Origin of the sequence: Hymenobacter rubripertinctus (genome assembly GCF_003583925.1) — a bacterium.
Taxonomy (GTDB): Bacteria; Bacteroidota; Bacteroidia; order Cytophagales; family Hymenobacteraceae; genus Hymenobacter; species Hymenobacter rubripertinctus.
Map to the genome: position 1 here is coordinate 73,146 of NZ_QYCN01000013.1, position 24,674 is coordinate 97,819.

Genomic DNA, 24,674 nt, shown 5'->3' on the forward strand with positions numbered 1-24,674 from the left:
AAACAGCCTCAATCCGGGCAGATTGAGGCTGTTTTTGCACATGCGCAGCGCCTTACCGGCCCGGCAGCAGGAAGCCTACCGAAGCCTGGAACACCTGGTTGCGGGCGTTGCGCACGTCGGAGTCCTGGTAGCCGTCCTTGGCGAAGTCGGTGAACGAGCCGTTGTAGCGGATGCCGATCATCAGGCCGGCATCGGTCTGGTAGCCCAGGCCGGCCGCGTACCCGATTTCGTTGCGGTTCACGTTTTTCAGGTCCTGGGTGCCGGTGCGCTGCGTGGCGGTGGTCCCGTTAACGGAAAACTTGCTGTCGTCTTTTACCTTCAGCAGGTAGCTGTACTGAGGGCCGGCCTCGAAGTAGAACCCATCGGCATTGACTTTCAGCAGCACTGGCACGTCGATGTAGTTATAGGTCCGGTCGCCTTCGTACTTGAATTTATTGGAACCGATGGCAAACTCATTGGTGGCGTATTTGAAGCCTTTCTGCGAGAACAGCACTTCAGGCTGCACCGAGAGGAAACCGTCATCGAGCAGGCCAATGTTGAGCATGGCCCCGCCGTGGAAGCCAAACTTGTTTTCGTAGCGGTCCTCGTCGGTCAGGTCGCCGGAGAGGTTGGAGAGGTTGCCGCCGGCTTTGAGGCCGAAACGGACGCCCTGGGCCTTGGATTCGGTAACGGCGACGGTAGCCAGCAGGGCCGCAGCGGCCAGGAGTGACTTTTTCATGGGAAGGGGGTAGTAAAAAAAGGTGGAAGAAAAGGGAACTTTCGGGCGGCTGACGAAAAATGTGCCAGAATCGTAGCCTCTAACGAAAAATCCGGCCGGCCGATATACGGACCCGACAAAAAAACTGGCTGCCCCCCGCAAGAGGAGCAGCCAGCTTGTTGGGTTGGGCCGGTTAGCGGGTCGGAATCAGGTAGCCGAGTTGCAGGGTGAAGGCGTTGTTGAATGCCTTGGGCTCGTTGTCCTGGTTTTTGGTGTCGATGAGCGAGTTGAAGCCCCGGGCATAGCGCAGGCCCAGGCTGATGCCGCCCTCCGTCATGTAGCCCACGCCGGCCACACCGCTGATATCAAACTGGGCCAAATCCGACTTGTAGGCCTCGTCGCGGCTGATGCCGGTGTAGTCGCGGAAACCGCCGTTGCTTTCCGTTTTGTCCTTGGTGCCGTCGGAGTACTTGATGGTGGTCTGCTGCTTGTTCTTGGAGCCGAACAGGTAGCTTACCTGGGGTCCGAGCTCAAAAAACAGTCCGCCCGCGTTGATTCTGGCCAGCAGCGGCACGTCGAGGTAGTGCAGCACGCGCTGCTGCTCATCTTCCACTGACGTGATGTTGGGGTTGCTGAAGCCGCCGGTCTGCTTGGATTTTATTTCGTAGCCCTTGCGGTTATAGAGCAGTTCGGGCGCGAAGGAGAGGAACCCGTCGCTCGTCAGCGGAATGCTCGCGCCAACGCCGGCGTTGTAGCCCAGCTTGTAGTCGCCCAGGTCGGTGCTGTAGTTGGCCCCGGTAATCTGACCGACGTTGTCGCCCGAGATATTGGAGTAGGTGCCCCCTACTTTCACCCCGATGCGGAAGCCGCCGGCATCCTGGGCGTGTACGGCAGAAAAGGAGGCAACGCCCATGGCGGCCAGGAGAGCAATTTTTTTCATGAGGAAAGGAAAGAGGAGGGAGTTAGAACACGTATCAGCCAGCACTTCACCAGCCACGAGCCAGTGGTCGTGCGGGGTTTTCAGGGCCTCATAGCGCAAAGCCGGGGGGCAGGGTTGCGCATAAATCCAGATTTCCTTCAGACTTCACATCCCCATAATCCGTTCGTTTCCAGCTAACGCGCAAATGGGCAGGTATTTACTCGTGCCAGCAAATCGATGGGTTTCCCGCTGGTCGGCCAAGCGGTTTTCGCTACTTTTGAGCAACGTGCAAGCCCCGGACTTATGAGAATTTGGTATGCAGGCCTGCTGCTGGAGTTGCTGGCCGGGGCCGCCCTGCGCCCGGCGCGCGCCCAAACCCCCGACCAACCCAACGGGCCGCTGGTGGTGGGGGCTTACGGGCTGGGAAGTTTTATTCTGCCCCACACGCCGTCCGTGCGCCATCTGGCCGTATCGCACCCCACGGGCGTGGAGCTGAACGTGCAGCGCCAGACCAACGGCGCGGCCCCCTGGCATAGCTGGTACCGCTACCCCAAAGTGGGGCTGGCCCTTACGTACTACGACTACCACAACCCCGTACTGGGCCGCTCCTACGCGGCCAGCGTGTACATGAACAAGGCTTTCTGGCGCACGGCCCGGCAGGAGGTGAGCTTCCGCATCGGGACCGGCGTGGGCTACTTCCCGGTGCGCTTTCAGGCTACCAACCACAAGAACACCATCGTCAGCTCCCGGCTCAACGCCACCATCCAGGCGCGGGTGGAGTACGATGTGGCCCTGACGGAACACCTGGGGCTGCTGCTGGGGGTGGGGCTCAACCACTATTCCAACGGGGCCACCACCAAGCCCAACTTCGGCATCAACCTGCCCACCGTGCTGCTGGGCCTCAACTACCACCAGCAGCGGCCCTTCGTGCCCCTGAGTACCGACCCCGCCCCGGAGCCCGCCGAGCTGGGCCGTAATTTCCTGGATCTGAGCACGTCGGTGGGCTGGAAGCAGCGCAGTGATAGTGACCCGGCGCACTACCTGGTGAACTCCGTGACCCTGGCAGCGGGCCGGCGCGTGAACCGCAAAAGCAACCTGGTGGCCGGCCTCGAAGGCTTCTACGATCGGAGCCTTATCGCCCAGCAGCGCGCCGATGAGAGGCAGGCTCAGAGCGAGGACCCCAGCTACGTCAGCGGCCCCCTGGATGATGTGAAGAAGGCCGGGGCCTACGTGGGCCACGAGCTGCTGTTCGGGCGGCTGGCCTTCGTCTCGCACCTGGGCTTCTACCTCTACAATCCTTACAAGTCCAACAAGTTCTACTACGAGCGTCTGGGCCTCAAATACCACTTCACCAACCGCCTGTTCGGCAACGTAGACCTGAAGGTGCACCGGGGCGCGGCCGACGTGATTGAGTGGCGGCTGGGGATGACGCTGTAGGAACAGGGGGGCTGACCAGCGTGCAACTGCTGAAGGGCCACCTGCTTCAGCTACTTGGCGCGACGTTCCATCCGGGGCAGCATACATATGGGGCAAAAAACCGGGCAAATGTGGTGGGCAATGCCTTGCTTGGGGTGTTCACCTAACCGGCTGCTTCCATGGAAACATTTCTGCTCTACAACCGCTGGCTGCACATTGCCGCCGGATTTACCGGGTTTTTCGTGGCCCCAGTGGCCCTGCTGGTGCGCAAGGGCAGCAGGACCCACCGCCTGTGGGGCCGGGTATTTTTCTGGTCGATGATGGTGGCCGGGACCACGGCCATTGCGGCGGCCAGCTTCAAGGGCCTCACGTTTCTGCTTCTGACGGGCATTTTCAGCCTCTACCTGGCCCAGTTCGGCTACCGCTCCTTGCAGCACAAGGGCCTGGGCGGCGGGCAGCAGCCCGGTCTTTACGACTGGGGCAGCGTGCTGCTGGGGCTGGGCGTTTTTTTGGGCACGCTGGGCTATGGTCTGCTGCACCGGCCGTTCAATCTGGCCGTGGTGGTGTTTGGGGCCATCGGGGTATTCGTTACGGTGCGGCAGGTGCGGAGCTTCCGCCGGCCCGGGCCGTGGCCGGCGGGGCAGTGGCTGCGCAACCACATTTCGGGGTTCGTGGGGGCCTACATTGCGGCCGTTTCGGCTTTCTCGGCCACCAGCCTCCCGTTTATTTCGTTTCCGCTCAATTTCCTGTGGCCCACGCTGGTATTTGTGCCGCTGCTGCTCTGGCTGCAACGCCACTACGTGCCCAGAACCGGCGTCAGCCCGCGCGTACTCCCCCGCTGAGCTTCTTCCACCCGCTGGCCCGAACGCAAAAAGAGCCGCTCCAACGAAGGAGCAGCTCTTTTCTGGGGGAGCCTGCAAATCAGGCAGGGCTAGGAAACTCGGCTACCGGCAGCAGGGGAGAGGAGTACAAAAAGGAAGCGGGTGGGAAGGGTGGGAACCAACCGCTCGGTGCCGGTACGCCGGCAGTTACCGGTAGGATACCTCGGGCTCCATTGACTTGGCATGACTCACAATGTCGGCCACGTGCAGCATATCGGGTACCTCATCTACGAGGTTACGCTTCTGGTTCGTGGAAACCAACTTGCTGTGCAGGCTGAACGGCGAACGGCCGCGCAGATCCAGCATGGTGGTAATGCCTACTTCTTCGAGCAGCGTAGTGAGTTCCGGATCCAGTCCGTCAATGCGGGACAGGTCGGCGTAATTAACCCACTTGAATAATTTAATTTCTTCGATGCCGGTGGCCGAAGCCAGGGCCCGACGGTCGGCCGGGGTACGGGCCGCACTCAATAGGGCGTCGGCGGTCTGAATGCCTTGCTCCTTGAGCTTCGTTACTTGATTGGAGGGGATACTGGTAATTTCATTGATCAAATACTGCATTTAATATGGTTTAGTGAAAGATTTCGTTTTGCTATGATACAAATATACGAAAAATTAATTAATTACCAAAATTAAATGGCTTTTTAGGTAAATATGAAGTGGGTTCAGGGTTGTTTATTTTAGTGTATATTGTTGATGTGTAATCAGTTACTTGAATAAAAATAGTGAATGAAAAATAAATAATAAAATGCCGGAAAAATACGAAAAATATTTACCAGAATAAAATAGCGCGTATGGTTATCTGGTTTTATGCGGTAGCTCCAACGGAGCGGTATAGCGGTAGTGCCGACAACCAAAAAGCGCTCTAAAGCCCCAGCGGGGCGACACCAGCCGTTGAACGATTGGGGTCGCCCCGCTGGGGCTTTAGAGTCGTGTTGCGTCCGGTTGCTACCGGTTTGTCGCTCCGTTGGAGCTACTGCGTAAGGTCAGTCAATGTACTTGCGAATGCGCCATTGCGTGGGGCGGGGTGATGGGCGTTACGGCCAGCGCCTGATTGATAGCCTTTACCAGACCCGGCCCCTCGAAAATGAAGCCGGAGTAAAGCTGAAGCAGCGCGGCCCCGGCCTCCAGCTTCTCCCGCGCATCCTGGGCCGAATGGATGCCGCCCACCCCGATAATGGGCAGCTGCCCCCGGCTGTGGCGGCTCAGGTAGCGGATTACCTCGGTGGCGCGCTGGCGCAGCGGTTTGCCGCTCAGGCCACCCGCACCCAGGCGGGCCACGTGCTCGGGGGAGGTCGTAAGGCCGGTGCGGGCAATGGTGGTATTGGTGGCCACCAGCCCGCTCAGGTTGGTTTCGCGAGCGATGAGCAGGATGTCGTCGAGCTGCGGATCCGTGAGGTCGGGGGCAATTTTGAGCAGCAGGGGTCGGGGCGTGGGCAGGGCCTGGTTGCGCTCCTGCACCTGCTGAAGCAGGGCAATGAGCGGCTCCCGCTCCTGGAGCTGCCGCAGGTTGGGCGTGTTCGGCGACGATACGTTCACCACGAAATAGTCCACTACCTCGTGCAGGGCCTCCACGCAGGCCACGTAATCGTGGGCGGCCAGCTCGTTGGGCGTGTCCTTGTTCTTACCGATGTTGCCCCCGATAAGCAGCTCCCGGTTGCGGCGCTGGCGCAGGCGGGCGGCGGCGGCTTCGGCCCCGGCGTTGTTGAAGCCCATGCGGTTGATCAGGGCCGCATCCTGGGGCAGGCGGAACAGGCGGGGCGCGGGGTTGCCCGGCTGGGGCCGGGGCGTTACGGTCCCGATTTCCACGAACCCGAACCCCAGCGCGCCCAGTTCGTCGGTCAGCTCGGCGTTCTTATCGAACCCCGCCGCCAGCCCCACCGGGTTCCGAAATTGCAGCCCAAACACCTCCCGCTCCAGATTCGGGTGCCGGAAATCGTAGAGCCCCCGCAGCAGCGCCGCGGCCCCCGGCATCCGGTAGGCCCGCTTCAGGTTATCAAAAACCAGGTGGTGGGCTCGCTCCGCATCCAACCGAAACAACAGGGGCTTGACGAGGGCGTGGTACATCGGTGAATGAGTGAGTGGGTGACTCGGTGAATGAGGGAAACCGGCCACAAAGAACGTCATTCAGAGCGCAGCGAAGAACCTCGCGTGCGGTCATTGGGGTGATAACTCAACGACTGCACGCGGGATTCTTCGCTGCGCTCTGAATGACGTTCCTTTTTTCCTCCTTCACTCATCCCGCCCAGCCTTCGCGGTCGAGGCTGCGGTACTGGATGGCTTCGGCCAGGTGGGGCAGCTCGATTTCGTCGGTGGCGGCCAGGTCGGCAATAGTGCGGGCTACTTTGAGGATGCGGTCGTAGGCCCGGGCCGAGAGGCCGAGGCGCTCCATGGCCGTTTTGAGCAGGGCGAGGCCGGCCGCATCAATGCGGCAGAGGTCCTTCACCATCTGGGAGGGCATCAGGGCGTTGGAATGGATGTCGGGGAACTCGGCGAACCGGGCCGTCTGGCGCTGGCGGGCGGCGGCCACGCGCTGCTGAATAGTGCGGCTATCCTCGGAGCGGCGCGTTTCCGTCATCTGGTCAAACGTGACGGGCGTTACTTCCACGTGCAGGTCGATGCGGTCGAGCAGCGGCCCCGACACCTTGTTCAGGTAGCGCTGCACCACGCCGGGGCCGCACACGCACTCTTTTTCGGGGTGGTTGTAGTAGCCGCAGGGGCAGGGGTTCATGCTGGCGATGAGCATGAAGTTGGCCGGAAACTCGATGCTGAGCTTGGCCCGGGCAATGGTCACGCGGCGCTCTTCCAACGGCTGGCGCATCACCTCCAGCACCGTCCGCTTGAACTCGGGCAGCTCATCGAGGAACAGTACCCCGTTGTGGGCCAGGGAAATTTCGCCCGGCTGCGGATTGCTCCCCCCACCTACCAATGCCACGTCGGAAATGGTGTGATGAGGCGACCTGAAAGGTCGGGTATGAATGAGGGAGGCATGGGAACCGAGCTTGCCGGCCACCGAATGAATCTTGGTGGTTTCCAGGGCCTCCTGCATGTTGAGCATGGGCAAAATGCCGGGCAGGCGCTTGGCCAGCATGGTTTTGCCCGCGCCGGGTGGCCCGATCATAATCACGTTGTGGCCCCCGGCGGCGGCAATTTCCAGGGCCCGCTTGATGTTCTCCTGACCCTGCACATCGGCAAAATCGGCCTCGTACTGGTTGGCCGCCTGCCGGAATACGTCGCGGGTGTCCATTACCACCGGGGCAATGGCAAGGCGGCCTTCCAGAAAGTCCACGGCTTCCTGCATGGTGCCCACCGGAATCACGTCGAGGCTGTTCACGATGGCAGCTTCCTGGGCATTTTCGCGGGGCAAAATCAGGCCTTTGAACCCTTCGCGCCGGGCCTGAATGGCAATGGGCAACACCCCCTTGATGGGCCGCAGCGCCCCGTCGAGGGCCAGTTCGCCCATAATCACGTAGTCGCCGAGCAGTTCGGTGGCCAGTTGCTGGGAGGCGTGCAGAATGCCCAGACCGATGGGCAGATCGTAGGCCGAGCCCTCCTTGCGGATGTCGGCCGGGGCCATGTTCACCACTACTTTGGTGCGCGGCATCCGGTAGCCCCGAAACTTGAGGGCCGCTTCTACCCGCTGCTGGCTTTCCTTGATGGCGTTATCGGGCAGCCCCACCACGAAAAACCCGGTGCCCTGCGACACGACCACTTCAATCGTAATAGTGTAGGCATTGACTCCCTGCACGGCCGAGCCGAAGGTTTTGGTAAGCATAGGTAAGGGGAGTTAAAAATTAAGAATGAAGAATTAAAAATTGCAGTGCCTTCAGGATTAGGCAGGTATCTCGGTTGCAAGAACGCTAATCTGCTGCTGATGGCAAAGCGGTTTTCGGGGGCACCGCCAGCGCAATTTTTAATTTTTCACCTTTAATTTTCACCTCCCTTCGTCATCCTCCACCAACTGCTCGATGAGCATAATCATAATATGGATGGCTTTGATGTGGATTTCCTGAATCCGGTCGGCGTAGCCGGTGTGCGGGGCCCGGATTTCCACGTCGCTCAGGGCGGCGAGCAGGCCGCCGTCCTGGCCGGTGAGGCTGACCACCTGCATGCCCTGGGCGCGGGCGGCTTCGGCGGCGCGCAGCACGTTAGGCGAGTTGCCGCTGGTGCTCAGGCCCAGCAGCACGTCGCCGGGGCGGCCCAGGGCTTCCACGTAGCGGCTGAACACATACTCGTAGCCAAAATCATTGGCCACGCAGCTCAGGTGCGAGGCCTCGGTGAGGGCAATGGCCCCGAGGGCGCGGCGGTTCTGGCGGTAGCGGCCGGTGAGCTCCTCGGCGAAATGCTGGGCGTCGCAGAGGGAGCCGCCGTTGCCGCAGGTCAGGATTTTGCCGCCCTGCTTGAGGGACGCGGCCATAAGGCGGGCGGCCTGCTCAATGGCCCGGAGGCTGGCCAGATTCTGCACAAACTGCTCCAGCACGGACTGGGCCTGGAGGAGTTCGGCGCGGATTTGCTCGGTAAGCGAAAGCTGGGTCACGAAAAGCGGGTGTTATACCGCCCGGGGGCTGTCGGCGGGCGGGAGGGGGGKGGCGGAGTCCGGCAGGGAGGCGTTGCTCAGGTTGGGGTCCGGCTGCGGGTAGAGGGCTTCCTCGGGGTAGGTGGTGACGCCGGTACGCGGGCTGATGGGCGGGCGCTCGGCGGCGCGCTGCTGCTCCATCTGGTGGTCGTAGAGGCGGGCCTTGAGCTCGTTCACTTTGCGCTCCTGCACGGCTACTTCGCGGCGTAGCAGCACGCTATCCAGGTTTTCGGTGAGCAGATGCAGGGCCAGCAGCACCACGGCCGCAATCAGCAAGCTGTAATACAGGGCCTGGGGCGAGCCGGCCATGCCCACGAAACTGGTCTGGACCGACGGCACCAACAGCACCAGCAACGCCAGTAGCAGAAAAACCATGACCAGAATCGTAACCAGGCGTTTGAGGGCGAGCATAAGCGGAGAAGGAGAAAGTGGGGGTAATAAATGGCCTATTCATACGGCAGGATTGAATAAGCGGACTAAATATAGCGCTTTACAAATAGCCGTTGCCGGTTTATGGTCGAGCTTGCGCCGGCGGGTCAGACCAACCCGCCCGTAGTCTGCATCATGCTCAGGCGCTGATACAGACCGCCCGGCTGGCGCACCAGCTCTTCGTGGGTGCCGCGCTCCACAATGCGGCCGTGCTGGAGCACGATGATTTCATCGGCGTGCTGCACGGTGCTCAGGCGGTGGGCAATAACGAGGCTGGTGCGGTTCTGCATCAGGCGCGTCAGGGCTTCCTGCACCAGCTTCTCGCTCTCGGTATCGAGGGCGGAAGTGGCTTCGTCCAGAATCAGGATGGGCGGGTTGCGCAGGATGGCCCGGGCAATGCTCAGGCGCTGGCGCTGGCCCCCCGAGAGGCGGGAGCCCCGGTCGCCAATCATGGTCTGGTAGCCCTCGGGCGCGGCCACGATGAACTCGTGGGCGTTGGCAATGCGAGCGGCCTCCATCACCTCGGCTTCGGTGGCCTGGGTGTTGAAGCGGATGTTGTTGAAAATGGTGTCGTTGAACAGGATGCTTTCCTGGGTGACAATGCCCATCTGGTCACGGACCGAGTGAATGGTGCAGGCGCGCACATCGTGGCCATCAATAAGGAGCTGGCCGCCGGTGGGGTCGTAGAAGCGGGGCAGCAGGTCGGCCAGGGTGCTTTTGCCGCCGCCGCTGGGGCCTACCAGGGCCACCGTTTTGCCCTTCTCAATGGTCAGGTTGATGTTTTGGAGCACCGGCGTATCGCCGTAGCCGAATTGCAGGTCGCGCAGCTCAATCTGGTGCTCGAAGGCGGGCAGCACCCGGGCGTCGGCCCGGTCCCGGATCAGCGGCTCGGTATCGATAATGCTGAGCACCCGCTCGCCGGCCACCAGCCCGCGCTGAATGTTGCCAAACGACGCCGACAGGGCCTTGGCCGGCGTGAGCACCTGCGAAAACAGAATCACGTAGCCGATAAACGTTTCCCCGTCCAGGGCCGAATCGCCACCCAGAATGAGCGAGCCGCCGAAGTAAAGCAGCCCGGCTACCACCGATACGCCCGCGAATTCCGAAAACGGCGACGCCAGGTCGCGGGTGTTGTCGATGCGGCGGGAAGTGCGGGCGTACAGGTCGTTCTGGTCCGCGAACTTGCCCTTGATATAGTCCTGGGCGTTGAACGCCTTGATGACGCGGATGCCGCCCAGCGTTTCATCAATCACCGACAGCATGGAGCCCAGGGTGCTCTGGCTCTGCTTGGCCTGGGTGCGCAGGCGCTTGGCAATGGTGGCAATAATGCCGCCCGAAATGGGCAGCAGCACCAGCGTAAAGAAGGTGAGCGGGGCCGAAATGTGGAACAGGACCACGAAATAAGCCACAATGGTGAGGGGCTCCTTGATAACGGCCGTCATGGTGTTCACCACCGACGTTTCCACTTCCTGCACGTCGGAGGTGAAGCGCGACATCAAATCGCCCTTCCGCTCGCCCCCGAAAAAGCTTAGTTGCAGGTTCAGAATGCGGTGGTAGAGGTCGTGGCGCAGGTTGCGGATGACGCGGGCGCGCACCGTGGCCAGCAGGCGCAGACTCAGGTAGCGGAACACGTTGCTCAGCAGCACCGACACCACCACCACCCCGCACACGAAGGCCAGCGCCCCCAGCTTGCCGCGCTGGGCCAGCATCTGCCCGAAGAAAAAGTAGAACGTGTCGTGCACCCAATCAATGGTGGGCGCGAAGCGGGTGAGGTGGTCGGGCATGGCCGTCTTGTCCGCTTTGTCGAACAGCACGCTCAGCAGCGGAATCACGAGCGTGAAGTTGCCAAGGCTGAAAATGATGGTCAGAATCGTGAACAGCAGGTACTGGGGCAGGAAAACGGCCCAGGGGCGGGCGTATTGTAGAATGCGGAGGTAGGTCTTCATGGGCGGGGGCAAAGGTAGGGCATCCGGCGGGCCGGGCCGCTGATGGGCAAAAGCGGCCGGGCCGCGCGGCGGCGGCCACGCTGGCCGGCCCGGGTGCGGCAAGCCGGTGGCCGGTGCGTATCTTCCCAAACGGCTTCCGCCAATCCGGCACGTGGGCGGGGAACGTTTGTTTGATTTTCCACATCTTCTCTTTCGCGCATGGACCGCCAGAACTTCCTCCAACTCTTCGTGCTGGGCTCCGCCGCCGCCGCTACGGGCTGCCTCGGTGGCTGCGGTTCCGACAGCAAAGCCAACGACCCCGCGCCGCCCGCCACGGGCATCGATTTCACTCTCGACCTGACTGCCCCAGCCAATGCCCAGCTGGCGGCCGGCACCGGTTTCGTTTATGGAGCCAGCAACAGCGTACTGGTCGCCAAAACGGATACCGGGGCCTACGTGGCCCTGCAAGCCTCCTGTACCCACGAAGGCGTGACGCTCAGCTTCGACAGCAATACCAACCGCGTCGTCTGCCCCCGCCACGGCGGCACCTACAGCAACACCGGAGCCGTGCTGGCGGGGCCGCCGCCCGCCGCCCTCAAGCAGTATAGCGTAGTGCAAACGGGCACCTCGCTCCGCATCACGGGCTAAGCGGCACGGTGGTCGTGGGCCGCAGCGAAAGCCCCGCCGGTAGCGCACCAGCGGGGTTTTCTGCGGGAGGACAAAAGGGGAGCCGCCCTGGAAAAGGATTGCCACTCTCATGCGGCCCCCTAGCCGGTGGTTGCATCCGGCCACTTCCGGCTCAAAGTGCCGCTCTATCCGGGCGGCCTCCGGGCTATGCACCATGAACTCGCTACGCTCACCGCGTAACGGTAATAATTAATGACTAATGTTACGTACCACCTTAGCGGGGCGCTTGGAAAGGCCCTTTTCGGAAGCAGCTGAAGTGGTTTTCTGAAGCACTGACGCAATGGGTGCGTAACGTTAGTTATAAAGTGGAATTATGCAAAAAAAGATAGGATAAGGTAGTATATTCACGCCTCAGTATTCTGGCAGGCATTCGTCCTGTTTTACTCTTTTTTCCCTACTGTATGATCCCCTTTTTACCAAAGAGGTTTTGTGAAACGTCTGGGCATCGGCTAGGGCCGGTGCTGGCCGGTTTGGCTATGCTGCTGGCCCCGGCGGCATTTGGCCAGAGCTTCGCCTCCAAAACGGATTACCCTACTGGCCTCAGCCAACCCCGTTCCATCGTATCCGGGGATCTGGACGGGGACGGCCGGCTGGACCTGGTGTTGGGCGGTGTCGGCGCAATCAGCGTGCTGAAGGCCCAGGGTGCGGCGGGGGCCTTTGGCAGCCCCGTTGCATACAGCGTGGGAGGTACGGAGAGTGATGTAGTGGCGGTGGCCGATCTGAACGGCGATGGCCGGCTCGATATCGTCACCACCAACTTCACTGGCAATCAGACAATCGTGTTCCTGAACCCGGCTGCTACACCCGGTACGTTTGGGGCGGGCGTAGCTTACACCACCGGCGGAACCAACCCGCTGCCCGTGGGCGTGGCCGACATGAACGGGGACGGCCTGCCCGACATTGTGGTGGCCAACCGCAACGAGGCGACGGTTGGTATCCTGCTGAACTCTATGACCACCCCCGGCACGTTTGGTGCCGCCACCACCTACTCGTACGGCTTCGGGGTCACTTACGGGCTCCGGCTCGGCGACCTCAACAACGATGGCCGGCCGGATGTGGCCGTTACGCTGCAATCCTCCAACCAGGTGGGTGTGCTGCTCAATTCCGCGACCACCCCGGGCACCCTCGGGACGGCCGTGGCCTACCCGGTGAATGGGAGCGTGCCGGATGAAGTACGTCTGGCCGACGTGAACGGCGACGGCCGGCTCGACATCATAACCGCCAATACCGGTGGCAGCGGCAGCGTGAGCGTGCTGCTGGCTTCGGGAGCCCCCGGCAGCTTTACGGCGGGAGTAAACTACCCCGGCGGCGGCGGCAATGTGGCCGTAACGCTGGGCGACGTGACCGGCGACGGCCTGACCGATATCGTGACACCTACCGGGCAGAGCGGGACCAGCGTGAACGTGCTGCCTGGACAGGGCAACGGTACGTTTGGTGCCGCCGTGTCGTTTCCCATCGGGGCCGCCTTCCACTACGGCGTGGAGTTAGGCGACCTGAACGGCGACGGCCGGCTCGACATCGCAGTTCCCAATGGCGGAGCCAATACAGTGAGCATACTGCTCAATAGCGGGACCTACGCGGCCCTCGCGCTGACCAGCGTGAACCCCAACAGCGGCCCGGTGGGCACCGTGGTCACCCTCACGGGTACTGCCCTGACGGGCGCGACGGCAGTGAGCTTCAACGGTACGGCCGCGACCAGCTTCACGGTTAATTCGAGCACGCAGATTACGGCCACGGTACCGACCGGGGCCACCACTGGCCTGCTCACCGTGACCACATCCGCAGGCACCAGCAATGGCTTGGTCTTCACCGTGACCGTGGCCCCGGCTGATCTGGTCATCAATACTCCCGGCCAAAGCATCCCGGCTGGTACGTACAACACCATTACCGTGAATAGCGGCGGTACGGGCACGCTGGCCGGCAACGTAACCGTGAACACGCGCGTGACGGTGAACAGCGGCGGCACGCTCAACGACGGCTGCAACAACATCGTTGGGGCCGGCAGCTTCACGCTGGCCGCCGGCGGTACGCTGGGCATCTGCAACGCGGCTGGTATCACGCTCAGCGGCGCCCAGGGCGCTATCCAGAGCACGGGGCCGCGCAGCTTCAGCACCGATGCCAGCTACGTGTACAACGGCACGGCTGCCCAAACCACGGGCAACGGCCTGCCAGGCCAGGTGCGCAACCTGAGCACTACCAACGCCAACGCCGTAACCCTGTCGGCCGCTACCAGCGTGGCGCAGGTGCTTACCGTAGCCGGCGCGGGCAACCTGGCTACGGCCGGCAACGCTCTTACCTTGCTGAGCCGCAACACGGGCACCGCGGTGGTGGTGAACAGCAGCACGGGCGTCGTGGTGGGCAACGCAACGGTGCAGCGCTACATCGACCCCAGCCTGAACCCAGGCCTGGGCTACCGCCACTATTCGGCCCCGGTGGCCAACACTACCGTAGCCGACCTGGCCACCACGGGCTTCACCCCCGAAGTGAGCCAGGCCAGCACCTACAACACCTCGGCCACGCCGGGCACTACCACGCCCTTCCCCACCGTGTTCGGTTACGACCAGAGCCGGGTGACGCTGCCCAACGCCTACGACCCGTTTAACCGGGGCTTCGTGGTGCCCGCCTCCCCCGCCACGCCCCTGGCCGTGGGCCAGGGCTACTCCGTCAGCATTGCCGCCGACCAGCTCGTGGACTTCGTGGGCACGCTTAACAACGGCACCCAGAGCCTGGCGCTGAACCGGGTGGCCGGCAACGCCGATGCTGGCTGGCAGCTGCTGGGCAACCCGTATCCCGCTCCGCTCGACTACTCGCGCGTGGCCCCCGCCGACCGTGCGAATCTGGATGCCGCCATTTATGTGTACAGCAGCACCGGCCAGTACGCCGGGCAGTACCGCAGCTACGCCAACGGCGTGGGCGGCAACCCCGTGCTGCCCGTGGGGCAGGGCTTCTTCGCCCGCGTGAGCAGCGGCCAGACCAGTGGCTCGCTCACCTTCCGCAACAGCCAGCGTCTGACCTCGCCCGACTCCACTGCCTTCCAGCGCCCCGCCGCCGACCCGCGCCCGCTTGTGCAGCTCGACCTGCGTGGTAGCAATGGGCTGGCCGACGGGTTCTACCTCTATGCCGAAACCGGGGCCACGGCCGCCTTCGACTCCCAGCTTGATGCCGTTAAGCTGCCCAACCCCACGGGCCTGAACCTGAGCAGCCGCGCTGCCTCGGGGGAGGAGCTGGCCATTGATGGCCGCCCGGCCTTCACGGCTGCCACCGCCCTGGCCCTCAGCGTAGGCGTACCCACTGCCGGTTCCTACACCCTCACCGCCGCCACGCTCCGCAACCTGCCCGCCGGCCTCGACGCCTACCTGAGCGACGCGCAGACCGGCCAGACGGTGAACCTGCGCACGCAGCCCGCCTACACCTTCAGCGTAACGGCGGCCCAGGCCACGGCCCTGCTGACGGGCCGCTTCACGCTCCGCTTCTCGGCTACGGTGCTGGCCAGCAAGGCTGCTCTGGCGGCGGCGCAGGTGAGCCTGTACCCCAACCCGGCCCACAATACCTTCAGCGTGCAGGTGCCCGCCATAGCGGGTGCTTCGGCCGTGCAGGTCGAGCTGCTGAACCCGCTGGGCCAGGTAGTGCGCCGCCAGTCGGCCGCACTGCCCGCCGCCGGTACTACCCTGCAAGTGGAGGCCACCGGCCTGGCTGCCGGAGTCTACACGCTGCGTTTGCAGGCCGGCACAAGCATCCTGGCCAAGCGCGTGGTGCTCTACTAATCGATCAATCAATCTTTCGATGGAAAGCCGCTGGTAACAAGCCAGCGGCTATTTTCCACTAACCGCATCCTGCATATGAAATCTGTTTTGCTGACGACGGCCCTGGTACTGGGGTGCTGCACCTTCTCCCTGGCTCAGGGTCCGGGCTCGGGCGGCCCAATTCCGGCCCCGGCCGACCCCACCGCCGTGCCTATCGACGGCGGGGCTTCGCTGCTGCTGGCCGGCGGCGTGGGCTACGCCCTGCGTCACCTGCGCCGCCGCCGCCGGGCGTAGTCGCTACGCCCCGGTTCGCTGACCGCATGCAAAAGCGCCCCTGCCGGAATCCGGCAGGGGCGCTTTTGCATGCGGTCAGCGAACCGGGCGACGGACCCTGCTTCCGGCAGTTGGCTGTAGCAGCCTTCGTTAACCCGGGTTGCGGAACTGTCCTGACTTTAGTCGCCACTGTACCAGCCGGCAGTGCGTGCTGGCTTTAAAACTCGTGGAGGCGCTGGGCGATATTCCAGCGCAGGGCTACGGAAGCCAGGACCCCGTTGGAGGCGGTGAAGTAGGGCGGCGGGGGCTGGCTACCCGAGAAGGTGCGGTGCCGGTACACGAGCTTGCCATCAAGGAACAGGTTGTGGGCCGCCTGGTAGCTGGCCGTGAAGTCGCCGTGCAGCAGGTAGGACGTGAGGCCGCTGCCCACCGAGAAACCGAAGTCGCCGGGGCGGGTGGTGTAGGGCAGCAGCACATTGGAGCCGTAGTTCTGACCGGGCGCGTCGAGGCCCTGCTTCACCAAAAAGCCCTTGGCTACCACGTTGAGGCGGGGCAGGGGCTGGTAGCTGGCAATACCGATCAGCTCCCAGAGGTTGGCACCCATCGGGTGGGCCAGGGGCTGGGCCGCCTGCTGGTAGTCGCGGTACTTGTCCTGGGCCTGGTAGGTGAAGGGGCGGATGAAGTTGAATTCGCCCTGCAAGTCGAAGTTTTTGATGCCGGCCACGTTGATATACTTGGCGCCCAGCTGGGCGGCCTGCTTGTTGGCCCACCAGCCGTTGCCGGCCCGGATCTGGCTCAGCACGAACTCATCGAGCACCAGCTGCCCGTAGAGCTGCACCCGCTGCTGCACGTTCCACTTGAAATCGAGGCCCAGCAGGGCGTTGCCATCCCGCGAGCCCACGCTTTGCTCAATGGCCCGGTAAAAAATGATGGGATTGAGGTATTGCAGCTCAAAGGTGTTGCGGTTCTGCACCTCCACGCGGCCGTTCACGATAACCGAATCGCGCCGCCGCGAGCCCGACAGAATGCTCTCAAACAGGCCCACGTTCAGGTTGGGCAGCACATCGAGACTCAGGTGGTGCATGGCCAAAAACTTACGCCCGTAGGTGTCGTCCTTGTCGGAGGGGTCGGTGGTGAGCTGGGCGAACAGGTTCTGGTACTTAAACTTCCAGATCCGGGTCTGCACCTTCAGAAACAGGTAGGGTGAGGCATAATCCGACAGAATCAGGCTGCGGTAACCGTTGCCGATCTGGTTGCGGTCGTGGCCCAGTTGCAGGCTCACGTGGCGGCCGGCGGCGTACGTCAGGTAGCCCCGCGCCGACAGGAAATCGTACTGGCCGCCGGTGGTTTTGAACGGCTTCCAGAACCCCTCGTGGGGCACGGCCCGGTCGCGCTCCACGCGCTCCTGCACGTAGAATGGCACGGCCATTTGGTTGTCGGCCAGAAAGGCGTAAAAACCCAGCCGCTCATCAATCGTGCCTTCCACCTGCACGCCGCGGGTATTGAGGAAGGTGTAGCTTTTAGCCCCGTCGGAGTTGCCCAGGCTCAAGCCCGCCACCGGGTTTACGCGCAGCGAAAAGCTGGGCGTCTCCACGCTGTACAGGTCGGTGGGGCGCTGGTAGAAGTAGGAGAAAAAGGGCTTTTCGCGCTGGTTGATAGCCGAGTCCTGGCGGGTGTCGTGCCAGTTGTCGCGCAGCAGGTAGCGCACGTTAAAGCGGTCCTGGCGGGAAAGGCCTGCGGCCGAATCAGCCAGCATCCGCTCCGCCAGCCGGGCCACGGCCGCCCGGGTATAGGGGCGCACGGAGGTGTGGATTTCGCCCAGCGAGTCGGACCCGCGCAGAATGGCGTACCGGTCGATGAGGCGGTAGATATCGTTGTCGAGGGGCACGTAAGTGGTGCCCATGGTGGTTTTGGCGTGCGAAGTGGCCTGGGGCAGCGGGGCTACCTGGGCCGTTTTGGGATAGGGCGCGGGCTTGGGCGGCTGGTCGTACATGAGCCAGTTGCCCTGGCCATCGGTGGGCCGGGTGGGCGTGTTCTGGGCGGCGGCCGGCGCGGCCAGCAGGCCCAGCAGGCCGGCTAAAAACAGGTAGGATTTTTTCATAAGCTGAGCCGTGTACGCCAGGGCCGGCATACGGGTGAACAAACCTACGGAGTTTCGGTGGTGAATGGGTGCGGTGGGTGGATGACACTTCGCTCATCCGTCCGCTGCACCCATTGCCCCGTTCAACTCTCTACCTTTGCGCCATGCCCGTTCGCCTGCTGCGCTTCTCGGAACTCAACCTGGCTGCCTGGGATGCCTGCGTGGCTGAGGCCCGGCCGGCGGTGCCCTACGCCCACAGCTGGTGGCTGGCGGCCACGGCCGGCCGGTGGGAGGCGCTGGTAGACGTGGACGAAGCCACTGGCCGCTACCGCGCCCTATGGCCTCTGCCCGTGAAGCGGCGGCCAGGTGGGCGGCAGGTGTATCAGCCGCCGTTCACCCAGCAGCTGGGCCACCTGACGCACCCGGCCGCCCCGGCCGCTTCGTGGGCGGATGAGACGCTGCTAAGCTTGCTGACGGCCCGCTATACCCGATTCTACACCCAGCTCAACGAAGCCAATAGTCTGCCCGGCCCCGGGCAGGCACTGGCCCCACCCGCCCCGGCTGCCCTCACGTTGCAGGCGCGCCAGACGTATCACCTGGACCTGAGTAGCCCCTGCGAGCAGCTGCGGGCCGGTTACTGCGCCGATTACCGCCGCCGCCTGCGCCTGAACGAAGCGGCCACCGCGCCGTTGCGCGCGGTGGAGCTGCCCGCCGTGGAGCCGTTGATGGCGCTGTTTCAGCAAACCAAAGGACCCGCTGCCGGCCTGCGGCCGCGCCATTACCGGCAATTGCGGCGTTTGGTGGCCGCGCTGCAAACCCGGCACCTACTGGAAATGCGCGCCGTGTACCACCCGCTCAGCGGCGAGCTGCTGGCCGGGGCCTTGCTGGTGCATTACCGCACCCGCCTGATTTATTTGTTTGCCGCCGCCTCGCCGGAAGGCAAAAAGGCCGCCGCCCCGTTAGTGCTACTGGATGAGGCCATTCGCCGGCACGCCGGCACCGCAGAGCTGATCCTCGATTTTGAAGGCGGGATGCTACCCGCCATTGCCCGTTTTTTCGCCAACTTCGGGGCCGTGCCCGTCCCGTACGCGGCCCTCTCATTCACCCAACGCCCCTGGTACCTGAAATGGATGCGCTAACCCCCAACTCCACCGATTCTCTCGCCGCCGCCGCCGCCAACCCCCGCGTGCGCGTCGTGTGTGCCCAGCCGTCTATTGCCAACCACTTCCTGGCCGAGCTGCGCGACGTGGAAGTGCAGAAGGATTCCCTGCGTTTCCGCCGCAACCTCCAGCGCCTGGGCGAAATCATGGCCTACAACATCAGCTCCCAGCTCAGCTACACCGATAAAACCGTGCGCACCCCGCTGGGCGAGTCGAGCAGCCAGCACCTGCGCGATTTTCCGGTGCTGGCCACTGTGCTGCGGGCTGGCCTGCCCTTCCACCAGGGCTTCCTGAATTATTTCGACCAGTCGCCCTCCGCCTTCGTAGCCGCCTACCGCATCGAGGGCACGGCCCAGGTGCAGGTGCAGGTCGATTACCTCTCGGCCCCCAGCCTCGACGGGCGGGTGCTGATTCTGGTGGACCCTATGCTGGCCTCGGGCAAGAGCCTGGTGCAGACTTACCGGGCTATGCTGCGCTTCGGTACGCCCCGGCAGGTGCACATTGCGGCCGTTATTGCCAGCCCGCAAGGCGTGGAGTACGTGACCCGCGAAGTGCCCGAAGCCACCCTCTGGCTGGCGGCCATCGACGACGACCTCAACGCCCAGGCCTATATCGTGCCCGGCCTCGGCGACGCCGGCGACTTATCTTATGGCAGTAAACTGTAGGGTTTTGGAGCTGTTGGCCGATAGCGGTTAGCGGACAGGTTTTGTTCTGGTAGCCGAGGCCATTAAATTATTTGCAGCCGGATGGTGTTCTGCCCCGCACCGCCCCTTCCTGTTGCCCATTTACCTCCAAAAACAACAGCTAACGGCTAACAGCTGTCAGCTAATAGCCCCAAAAAATTGCTGCCTGCCCTGCTCAAATACGCTTCCGTTTTCGCCATTGGCATGTTCAAGTTCGTGGCCGCTCCCATTGCCGGAGTGGCGGCGGGCCTGCCCATGCCGGTGGTCTGGGCCTTGTCGGTGGCCGGCATGATGACCACGGTCATTCTGATTTCGGGCGTGGGCCAGGTTTGGGCGCTGCATCTGCGGCGGCGGCGGCAGCTCAAGGGCAAGCCGTTGTTCAGCCGCCGCAGCCGCACGGTGGTGCGCATTTACCGCCGCTTCGGTATGGTGGGTATTGCCTTTCTCACGCCCATCCTGTTCAGTCCGGTGGGCGGCACCGTTATAGCCACTCAGTTGCACGTGCCCCGCTGGCGCATTCTGGTCCACATGACCTGGAGCGCCGTGCTCTGGGGTTTCGCCTTCACCCTGCTGGCCATCAAGTTCAGCCACCTGCCCATCTTCGACCACTATCGGTGAGTGAGTGAGTGAGTGAGTGAGTGAGTGAGTGAGTGAGTGAGTGAGTGAGTGAGTGAGTGAGTGAGTGAGTGAGCCGGCACTTGTGGCAAGGGTGGCAGCCGAAGCAGGCTGTCCGCTAAGCGGCTCAAGGTTCTGATAAACGCAAAACCCCTGACGTGTTAACGTCAGGGGTTTTTTCGAATAGGTCGGAGTTGGGAGGCGGGTGACGGACGGATTGCCGCGGCTGCCGGCCGCCCCACGACCGAACAACTCACTCATTCACCGACTCACTCACTCACTCACTCACTCACTCACTCACCGTTACCGCTTCTTGCGCTTGTACTCCACGCGGCCCTGGGCGGCTTTGAGGGCTTTGGCGGCGGGGGTGGAGTTCTTGCCCTTGCCGGGGTTGTTCTTGTTGCCCTTCTGGCTGCGGGCGGGCTTGGCCTCGTACTCGCGGCCGGTGCGCTTATCGATGGTCACGCCGGCCTTTAACCACTCCCTGCGTTCGTGGAAAGCTCCCTGGAAGCTGGGGTCTTCGCGCTTGCGGCGCTCGTCCTTCTCCCGGTCCATTCCCTGCTGCTCCTCGAACGAAGTGGGCACCACCTTCACCTCGGGGGGCAGCGGCAGCAGCGGAATCGGGCGGCGAATCAGCTCCTCGATGCGCTGCATATGGTGCATTTCGGCCTCGTTGGCAAACGTAATGGCCGCGCCGGTGTGCTGGGCCCGGCCCGTGCGCCCGATGCGGTGCACGTAGTCGTCGTAAATCAGCGGCACGTCGAAGTTGATGACGTGGCTGACCTCGGGCACGTCAATCCCGCGCGAGGCTACGTCGGTCGCCACCAGGAAGCGCACGTCGCCGGCCTTGAACGAGTCCATGGCGTTGATGCGCGTGTTCTGGCCCTTGTTGCCGTGGATGGCGCGCACTTCGCCGTGGCCCTTGCGCGCCAGGAAGCTGGCCACGTTTTCGGCGTTGGCCTTCGAGCGCGTGAAAATCATCACCCGGTGAAACGCGTCCCAGTCGAGGAACAGGTACTCCAGTAGGTTGATTTTGGTGATGAGGTTGGGCACTTCGTACAGGCTCTGCGTCACGTTCTGGGCCGAAGTAGCGGCCGGCGTTACCTCCACCCGCACCGGAAACTCCAGGAATTCCTCGCTCAGCGTGGTCACCTTATCGGGCATGGTGGCCGAGAACAGCACGTTCTGGCGCTTGCGCGGAATCACTTCCAGCAGCCGCCGGATCTGGGGCATGAAGCCCATGTCCATCATCTTGTCGGCCTCGTCGAGCACCAGCGTTTTCAGCTCCTTGAGCACCAGCGCCCCTTTCAGGTACAGCTCCATCAGGCGGCCGGGCGTGGCAATGAGAATATCGACGCCCTGGGCGATGGTTTCGATCTGGGTTTTGGGTCCCAGGCCACCGTAGATGGCGAAAATGCGCAGGTCGGTGTGCACGGCCAGCTTCTGGAGATGCTTTTCCAGCTGCATGGCCAGCTCCCGGGTCGGGGCCAGCACCAGGGCCCGCGGATGGTCGCCCTGGGCATACTTCACCTTCATGAGCAGCGGCAGGCCGAAGGCCGCCGTTTTGCCGGTGCCCGTCTGGGCGATGCCCAGCACATCGTGGCCGGCCAGCAGCAGCGGAATAGTTTGCTCCTGCACGGGCGTGGGCTCCGTGAAACCCGCCTCCGCCACGGCCGTCAGGAGTTGTTTGTTGAGCTTGAAATCGGCAAAGGTGAGCGGCTGCGGCGTATCGGACATGACAAAAACGGGAAGTAAACCACAAAGATACGGCGAATAGCGGCGGCACTTACCATGCGCCGCCCGGAAGGATGAGCGTCCGGTATTCTGGTCTTAGTGCTTTTCAATCAGCCGGTTCCGGCTCCGCAGGGGCGGGCATGGCGGGAGAGTCAGTAAAAAAAAAGCGTCAAACTTTTGTAAATGCCCGCTGGCCCGCTACTTTTGTGGCATCAATACCCAACACGGTAGATATAGCTCAGCTGGTTAGAGCGTCGGATTGTGATTCCGAAGGTCGTGGGTTCGAGCCCCATTATTTACCCCCTAAAAAAGGTCTCTCCGCTCCGGTAGAGACCTTTTTTGTTTGTCTGCCCAGCGGTGGCCCGTCTTTTCCTGGCTTCAGGGAAGGATTCGGACACGGCCGCTGTTGCAGGGCCTTACTACGTTTGAGTTGAACACTTTTCCCCCGTTTGTTTTATGAGTCTGGTTGTTATCGGTACCGTGGCCTTCGACGCCCTGGAAACTCCCTTCGGCAAAACCGACAAAATCGTGGGCGGCGCGGCCACCTACATCGGTCTGTCGGCTTCGTATTCCGTGAAACCCGTGAAAATCGTGGCCGTAGTCGGCGACGACTTTCCGCAGTCGGACATCCTGCGTTTGCAGGAGCACGGTGTGGATACCGAGGGCCTCCAGATCAAGGCCGGCGAAAAGTCGTTCTTCTGGTCGGGCAAGTACTCCAACGACCTGAACTCGCGCGAGACGCTGGTGACGGAGCTCAACGTGCTGGCCGATTTCGACCCCGTTCTGCCCGATTCCTACCAGGATTGCAAGTATCTGATGCTGGGCAACCTCTCGCCCCAGGTGCAGCGCCTCGTGATCCAGCGCCTCGTCAACCGCCCCAAGCTCATCGTAATGGACACGATGAACTTCTGGATGGACATTGCCCTGGAAGAGCTCAAAACGACCATCGAAATGGTGGACGTGCTCAGCATCAACGACGAGGAAGCCCGCCAGCTTTCGGGCCAGCACTCCCTGGTGAAGGCCGCCAAACTCATCATGGCGATGGGGCCGAAGTACCTCATCATCAAGAAAGGCGAGCACGGCGCACTGCTGTTCCACAAAAACCAGATTTTCTTCGCCCCGGCTCTGCCCCTGGAGGAAGTATTCGACCCCACCGGCGCCGGCGACACGTTTGCGGGCGGTTTCATCGGCCACCTGGCCGCTACCGACGACATCAGCTTCGAGAACATGAAGCGCGCCGTGATTCACGGTTCGGCCATGGCCTCGTTCTGCGTGGAAAAGTTCGGCACCGAGCGCCTGCTCAACCTGACGACTGCGGAAATCGAAGCCCGCGAGCAGCAGTTTGCCGAGCTGGTAGCCGTGCAGCCCCTGGAGGCCGTTGCCCAGAGCTAAGCAGGCCACCAATCCGGTAAAAAACAGCATCCCGCCCCGGCCGTCTGGTCGGGGCGGAATTTTTTGTGGCCAAAATCCTGTGAGCTCCGAATACAACCTTTGGTGGCGGGCCGGGGTAAAATAAAGGGTAGTTTATCTTCTCATCCGTAAATCCCACTGTCATGAGCAAGGACACCCAATATAAAGAGAACCCCGAGGTACCCAACCTGCAAAACCCCGATGGCGGAGCCGAAAACACGCACCCCGCCAATACCGACAGCAATAATTCGGTGGTGCAGAACCCGAGCCGCAACTCCATCACCCAGGACGGTAACCCCACCAAGGGCAACACGGCCGGCGGCAACCTCAACGAAACCACGCAGGCGCCCTACAATAAGCCCCGCAGCAACCCCCAGAACAATAAGCCGGCCTCCGTTGACGGCAATGCCAAAGCCGGCAAAGGCAGCGACAACAGCAAAGACCACTAGTATCAGCTGTTAGCTGAGAGCTATTAGCTGTTGGCTTTCGTTCCAGAAACGCACTTTTTGCACACAACAAAGGCCGCCGCACTCAACTGAGTGCGGCGGCCTTTTCGTTTTTCAGCTACCAGCTACCAGCTACCAGCTACCAGCTACCAGCTACCAGCTACCAGCTAAGGCACTACCTGCAACCGTACAACGCGCGTATCCACGTCGCCTTTGTCGAAGAAATCCTGCTCGAAGAGGATGGTTTTGTTGTCGAGCCAGCGGGGTTGGGTGCAGCCCCACTCGGTTTGCCGCTCCCAGAGCAGGCGCGGGGCCGCGTCATCGAGACTCCAGAGCTGGAGGCCGCTGGGCTCGAAGCGGGCCAGCACGTCGGAGTTGCCGCAGACGAAATGGCGGCCGTCGGGGGCAATAACGGGCAGGGCCATGAGCTGGGTCCGGCGGCCGGTGCGCTGATCCACCAGCAGGTAGTAGCCGCCCTCATACAGATGCACCGAGAGCAGCCACTGCCGGATATCGGGCAAAGCGGTCAGGTACTCGTAGGCGACGTTGTTTTCGTCCTCGGCCGGGTTGTTGAGCAGGCGCACCTCCCTGGCCGCCGTGGGGCGCAGGTGCAGGGTGCGGCCCGTGCGCTGTACGCGCACGCTGGCTTTGGCCAGCTGCCGGCGCTCCTCGGCCGTGAAATCCAGGAACGAATCCTCTTCCTCGGCCGAGGCCGGCTTGGCTACCACCCAGGCGGGAGCGGGCAGGCGCTCGTACACGGGCCGGGCCGCCGGGTAAATGCGCAACACCCGGCCGGGCAGCTGCACCAGCGTATCGAGGTGTTCGAGGCGGTAGATGCGGGGCGGCTTGGGAGCGGGCAGGGCCACCACCGGTACATTGGGCCGGGGTTTTTCGGCGGGCTGCATCCGCAACGAACAGGCCGGTAGCACCACCGCCAGCGGCAGGACAGTAGCTACGGTACGAAACCGAAACATGAGCGGGAGGGTAGACTTTGGTCGGAAGG

The 24,674-nt window shown here is 62.7% G+C and carries 21 protein-coding genes and 1 tRNA gene; 11 read left to right on the forward strand and 11 right to left on the reverse strand.

The window, feature by feature from the left end:
- Positions 1 to 52 precede the first annotated feature (52 nt).
- Together D0T11_RS10390 and D0T11_RS10395 are read right to left on the reverse strand one after the other, a co-directional pair.
- Positions 53 to 718 carry a porin family protein gene (locus D0T11_RS10390; RefSeq protein WP_119655726.1) on the reverse strand — a complete coding sequence of 222 codons (666 nt, stop codon included), beginning with the start codon at positions 716 to 718 and terminating at the stop codon, positions 53 to 55.
- A 172-nt stretch (positions 719 to 890) separates the two neighbouring features.
- Complete coding sequence (locus D0T11_RS10395) at positions 891 to 1,637, reverse strand: porin family protein (protein WP_147374609.1); 747 nt, start codon at positions 1,635 to 1,637, stop codon at positions 891 to 893.
- Between the two features lie 282 nt (positions 1,638 to 1,919).
- Here D0T11_RS10395 and D0T11_RS10400 point away from each other — a divergent pair, with 282 nt between their 5' ends.
- A complete protein-coding gene (locus tag D0T11_RS10400; protein ID WP_182888334.1) occupies positions 1,920 to 3,053 on the forward strand; it encodes an acyloxyacyl hydrolase in 1,134 nt (377 codons plus the stop codon).
- Between the two features lie 158 nt (positions 3,054 to 3,211).
- On the forward strand, positions 3,212 to 3,874 hold the full coding sequence (locus D0T11_RS10405; RefSeq protein ID WP_119655729.1) for a DUF2306 domain-containing protein: 663 nt from the start codon (positions 3,212 to 3,214) through the stop codon (positions 3,872 to 3,874).
- 186 nt (positions 3,875 to 4,060) lie between these two features.
- On the opposite strand, the gene D0T11_RS10410 is transcribed toward D0T11_RS10405, so the two are convergent.
- The 6 genes from D0T11_RS10410 to D0T11_RS10435 form a co-directional block, all read right to left on the reverse strand.
- On the reverse strand, positions 4,061 to 4,471 hold the full coding sequence (locus D0T11_RS10410; protein WP_119655730.1) for a DUF4332 domain-containing protein: 411 nt from the start codon (positions 4,469 to 4,471) through the stop codon (positions 4,061 to 4,063).
- Positions 4,472 to 4,900: 429 nt separating this feature from the next.
- Entirely contained in the window at positions 4,901 to 5,977 is a 1,077-nt protein-coding gene (locus D0T11_RS10415; RefSeq protein WP_119655731.1) for a quinone-dependent dihydroorotate dehydrogenase, read from the reverse strand.
- Positions 5,978 to 6,146: 169 nt separating this feature from the next.
- On the reverse strand, positions 6,147 to 7,685 hold the full coding sequence (locus D0T11_RS10420; RefSeq protein WP_119655732.1) for a YifB family Mg chelatase-like AAA ATPase: 1,539 nt from the start codon (positions 7,683 to 7,685) through the stop codon (positions 6,147 to 6,149).
- 159 nt (positions 7,686 to 7,844) lie between these two features.
- Positions 7,845 to 8,447: a D-sedoheptulose 7-phosphate isomerase gene (gene lpcA, locus D0T11_RS10425; RefSeq protein ID WP_119655733.1), complete on the reverse strand. Its 603-nt coding sequence runs from the start codon at positions 8,445 to 8,447 to the stop codon at positions 7,845 to 7,847.
- Positions 8,448 to 8,459: 12 nt separating this feature from the next.
- On the reverse strand, positions 8,460 to 8,897 hold the full coding sequence (locus D0T11_RS10430) for a hypothetical protein (protein WP_119655734.1): 438 nt from the start codon (positions 8,895 to 8,897) through the stop codon (positions 8,460 to 8,462).
- A 125-nt stretch (positions 8,898 to 9,022) separates the two neighbouring features.
- Complete coding sequence (locus tag D0T11_RS10435; protein ID WP_119655735.1) at positions 9,023 to 10,861, reverse strand: ABC transporter ATP-binding protein; 1,839 nt, start codon at positions 10,859 to 10,861, stop codon at positions 9,023 to 9,025.
- A gap of 198 nt (positions 10,862 to 11,059) precedes the next feature.
- Between D0T11_RS10435 and D0T11_RS10440 the strand changes: the two genes are divergently transcribed.
- The 3 genes from D0T11_RS10440 (at position 11,060) to D0T11_RS10450 (ending at position 15,564) form a co-directional block, all read left to right on the forward strand.
- Complete coding sequence (locus tag D0T11_RS10440) at positions 11,060 to 11,488, forward strand: Rieske (2Fe-2S) protein (RefSeq protein WP_119655736.1); 429 nt, start codon at positions 11,060 to 11,062, stop codon at positions 11,486 to 11,488.
- Between the two features lie 515 nt (positions 11,489 to 12,003).
- A complete protein-coding gene (locus D0T11_RS10445; protein WP_182888335.1) occupies positions 12,004 to 15,291 on the forward strand; it encodes an FG-GAP-like repeat-containing protein in 3,288 nt (1,095 codons plus the stop codon).
- Between the two features lie 75 nt (positions 15,292 to 15,366).
- Entirely contained in the window at positions 15,367 to 15,564 is a 198-nt protein-coding gene (locus D0T11_RS10450; RefSeq protein ID WP_119655738.1) for a PID-CTERM protein-sorting domain-containing protein, read from the forward strand.
- Positions 15,565 to 15,760: 196 nt separating this feature from the next.
- On the opposite strand, the gene D0T11_RS10455 is transcribed toward D0T11_RS10450, so the two are convergent.
- Positions 15,761 to 17,644 carry a hypothetical protein gene (locus tag D0T11_RS10455; RefSeq protein ID WP_147374610.1) on the reverse strand — a complete coding sequence of 628 codons (1,884 nt, stop codon included), beginning with the start codon at positions 17,642 to 17,644 and terminating at the stop codon, positions 15,761 to 15,763.
- 143 nt (positions 17,645 to 17,787) lie between these two features.
- Between D0T11_RS10455 and D0T11_RS10460 the strand changes: the two genes are divergently transcribed.
- The 3 genes from D0T11_RS10460 to D0T11_RS10470 all read left to right on the forward strand — a co-directional run bounded on the left by D0T11_RS10460 (position 17,788) and on the right by D0T11_RS10470 (position 20,084).
- Positions 17,788 to 18,762, forward strand: a complete 975-nt coding sequence (locus D0T11_RS10460) for a GNAT family N-acetyltransferase (protein ID WP_119655740.1) — start codon at positions 17,788 to 17,790, stop codon at positions 18,760 to 18,762.
- On the forward strand, positions 18,750 to 19,448 hold the full coding sequence (gene upp / locus D0T11_RS10465; RefSeq protein ID WP_119655741.1) for a uracil phosphoribosyltransferase: 699 nt from the start codon (positions 18,750 to 18,752) through the stop codon (positions 19,446 to 19,448). The genes D0T11_RS10460 and upp overlap by 13 nt, the downstream gene beginning before the upstream one ends.
- A gap of 177 nt (positions 19,449 to 19,625) precedes the next feature.
- Entirely contained in the window at positions 19,626 to 20,084 is a 459-nt protein-coding gene (locus D0T11_RS10470; protein WP_119655742.1) for a hypothetical protein, read from the forward strand.
- Positions 20,085 to 20,384: 300 nt separating this feature from the next.
- Here the strand turns inward: D0T11_RS10470 and D0T11_RS10475 are convergent, their stop codons facing one another.
- Positions 20,385 to 21,818, reverse strand: coding sequence for a DEAD/DEAH box helicase (locus D0T11_RS10475; RefSeq protein WP_119655743.1), 1,434 nt, complete (start codon positions 21,816 to 21,818; stop codon positions 20,385 to 20,387).
- Between the two features lie 224 nt (positions 21,819 to 22,042).
- Between D0T11_RS10475 and D0T11_RS10480 the strand changes: the two genes are divergently transcribed.
- From D0T11_RS10480 to D0T11_RS10490, 3 genes are all read left to right on the forward strand, one after another.
- Positions 22,043 to 22,116 (forward strand) — tRNA-His (locus D0T11_RS10480).
- Between the two features lie 155 nt (positions 22,117 to 22,271).
- Positions 22,272 to 23,207 carry a PfkB family carbohydrate kinase gene (locus D0T11_RS10485; protein WP_119655744.1) on the forward strand — a complete coding sequence of 312 codons (936 nt, stop codon included), beginning with the start codon at positions 22,272 to 22,274 and terminating at the stop codon, positions 23,205 to 23,207.
- 161 nt (positions 23,208 to 23,368) lie between these two features.
- A complete protein-coding gene (locus D0T11_RS10490; protein ID WP_119655745.1) occupies positions 23,369 to 23,674 on the forward strand; it encodes a hypothetical protein in 306 nt (101 codons plus the stop codon).
- A gap of 164 nt (positions 23,675 to 23,838) precedes the next feature.
- Here D0T11_RS10490 and D0T11_RS10495 read toward each other — a convergent pair whose 3' ends face one another.
- Entirely contained in the window at positions 23,839 to 24,645 is an 807-nt protein-coding gene (locus tag D0T11_RS10495) for a hypothetical protein (protein WP_147374611.1), read from the reverse strand.
- Between the last annotated feature and the right edge of the window lie 29 nt (positions 24,646 to 24,674).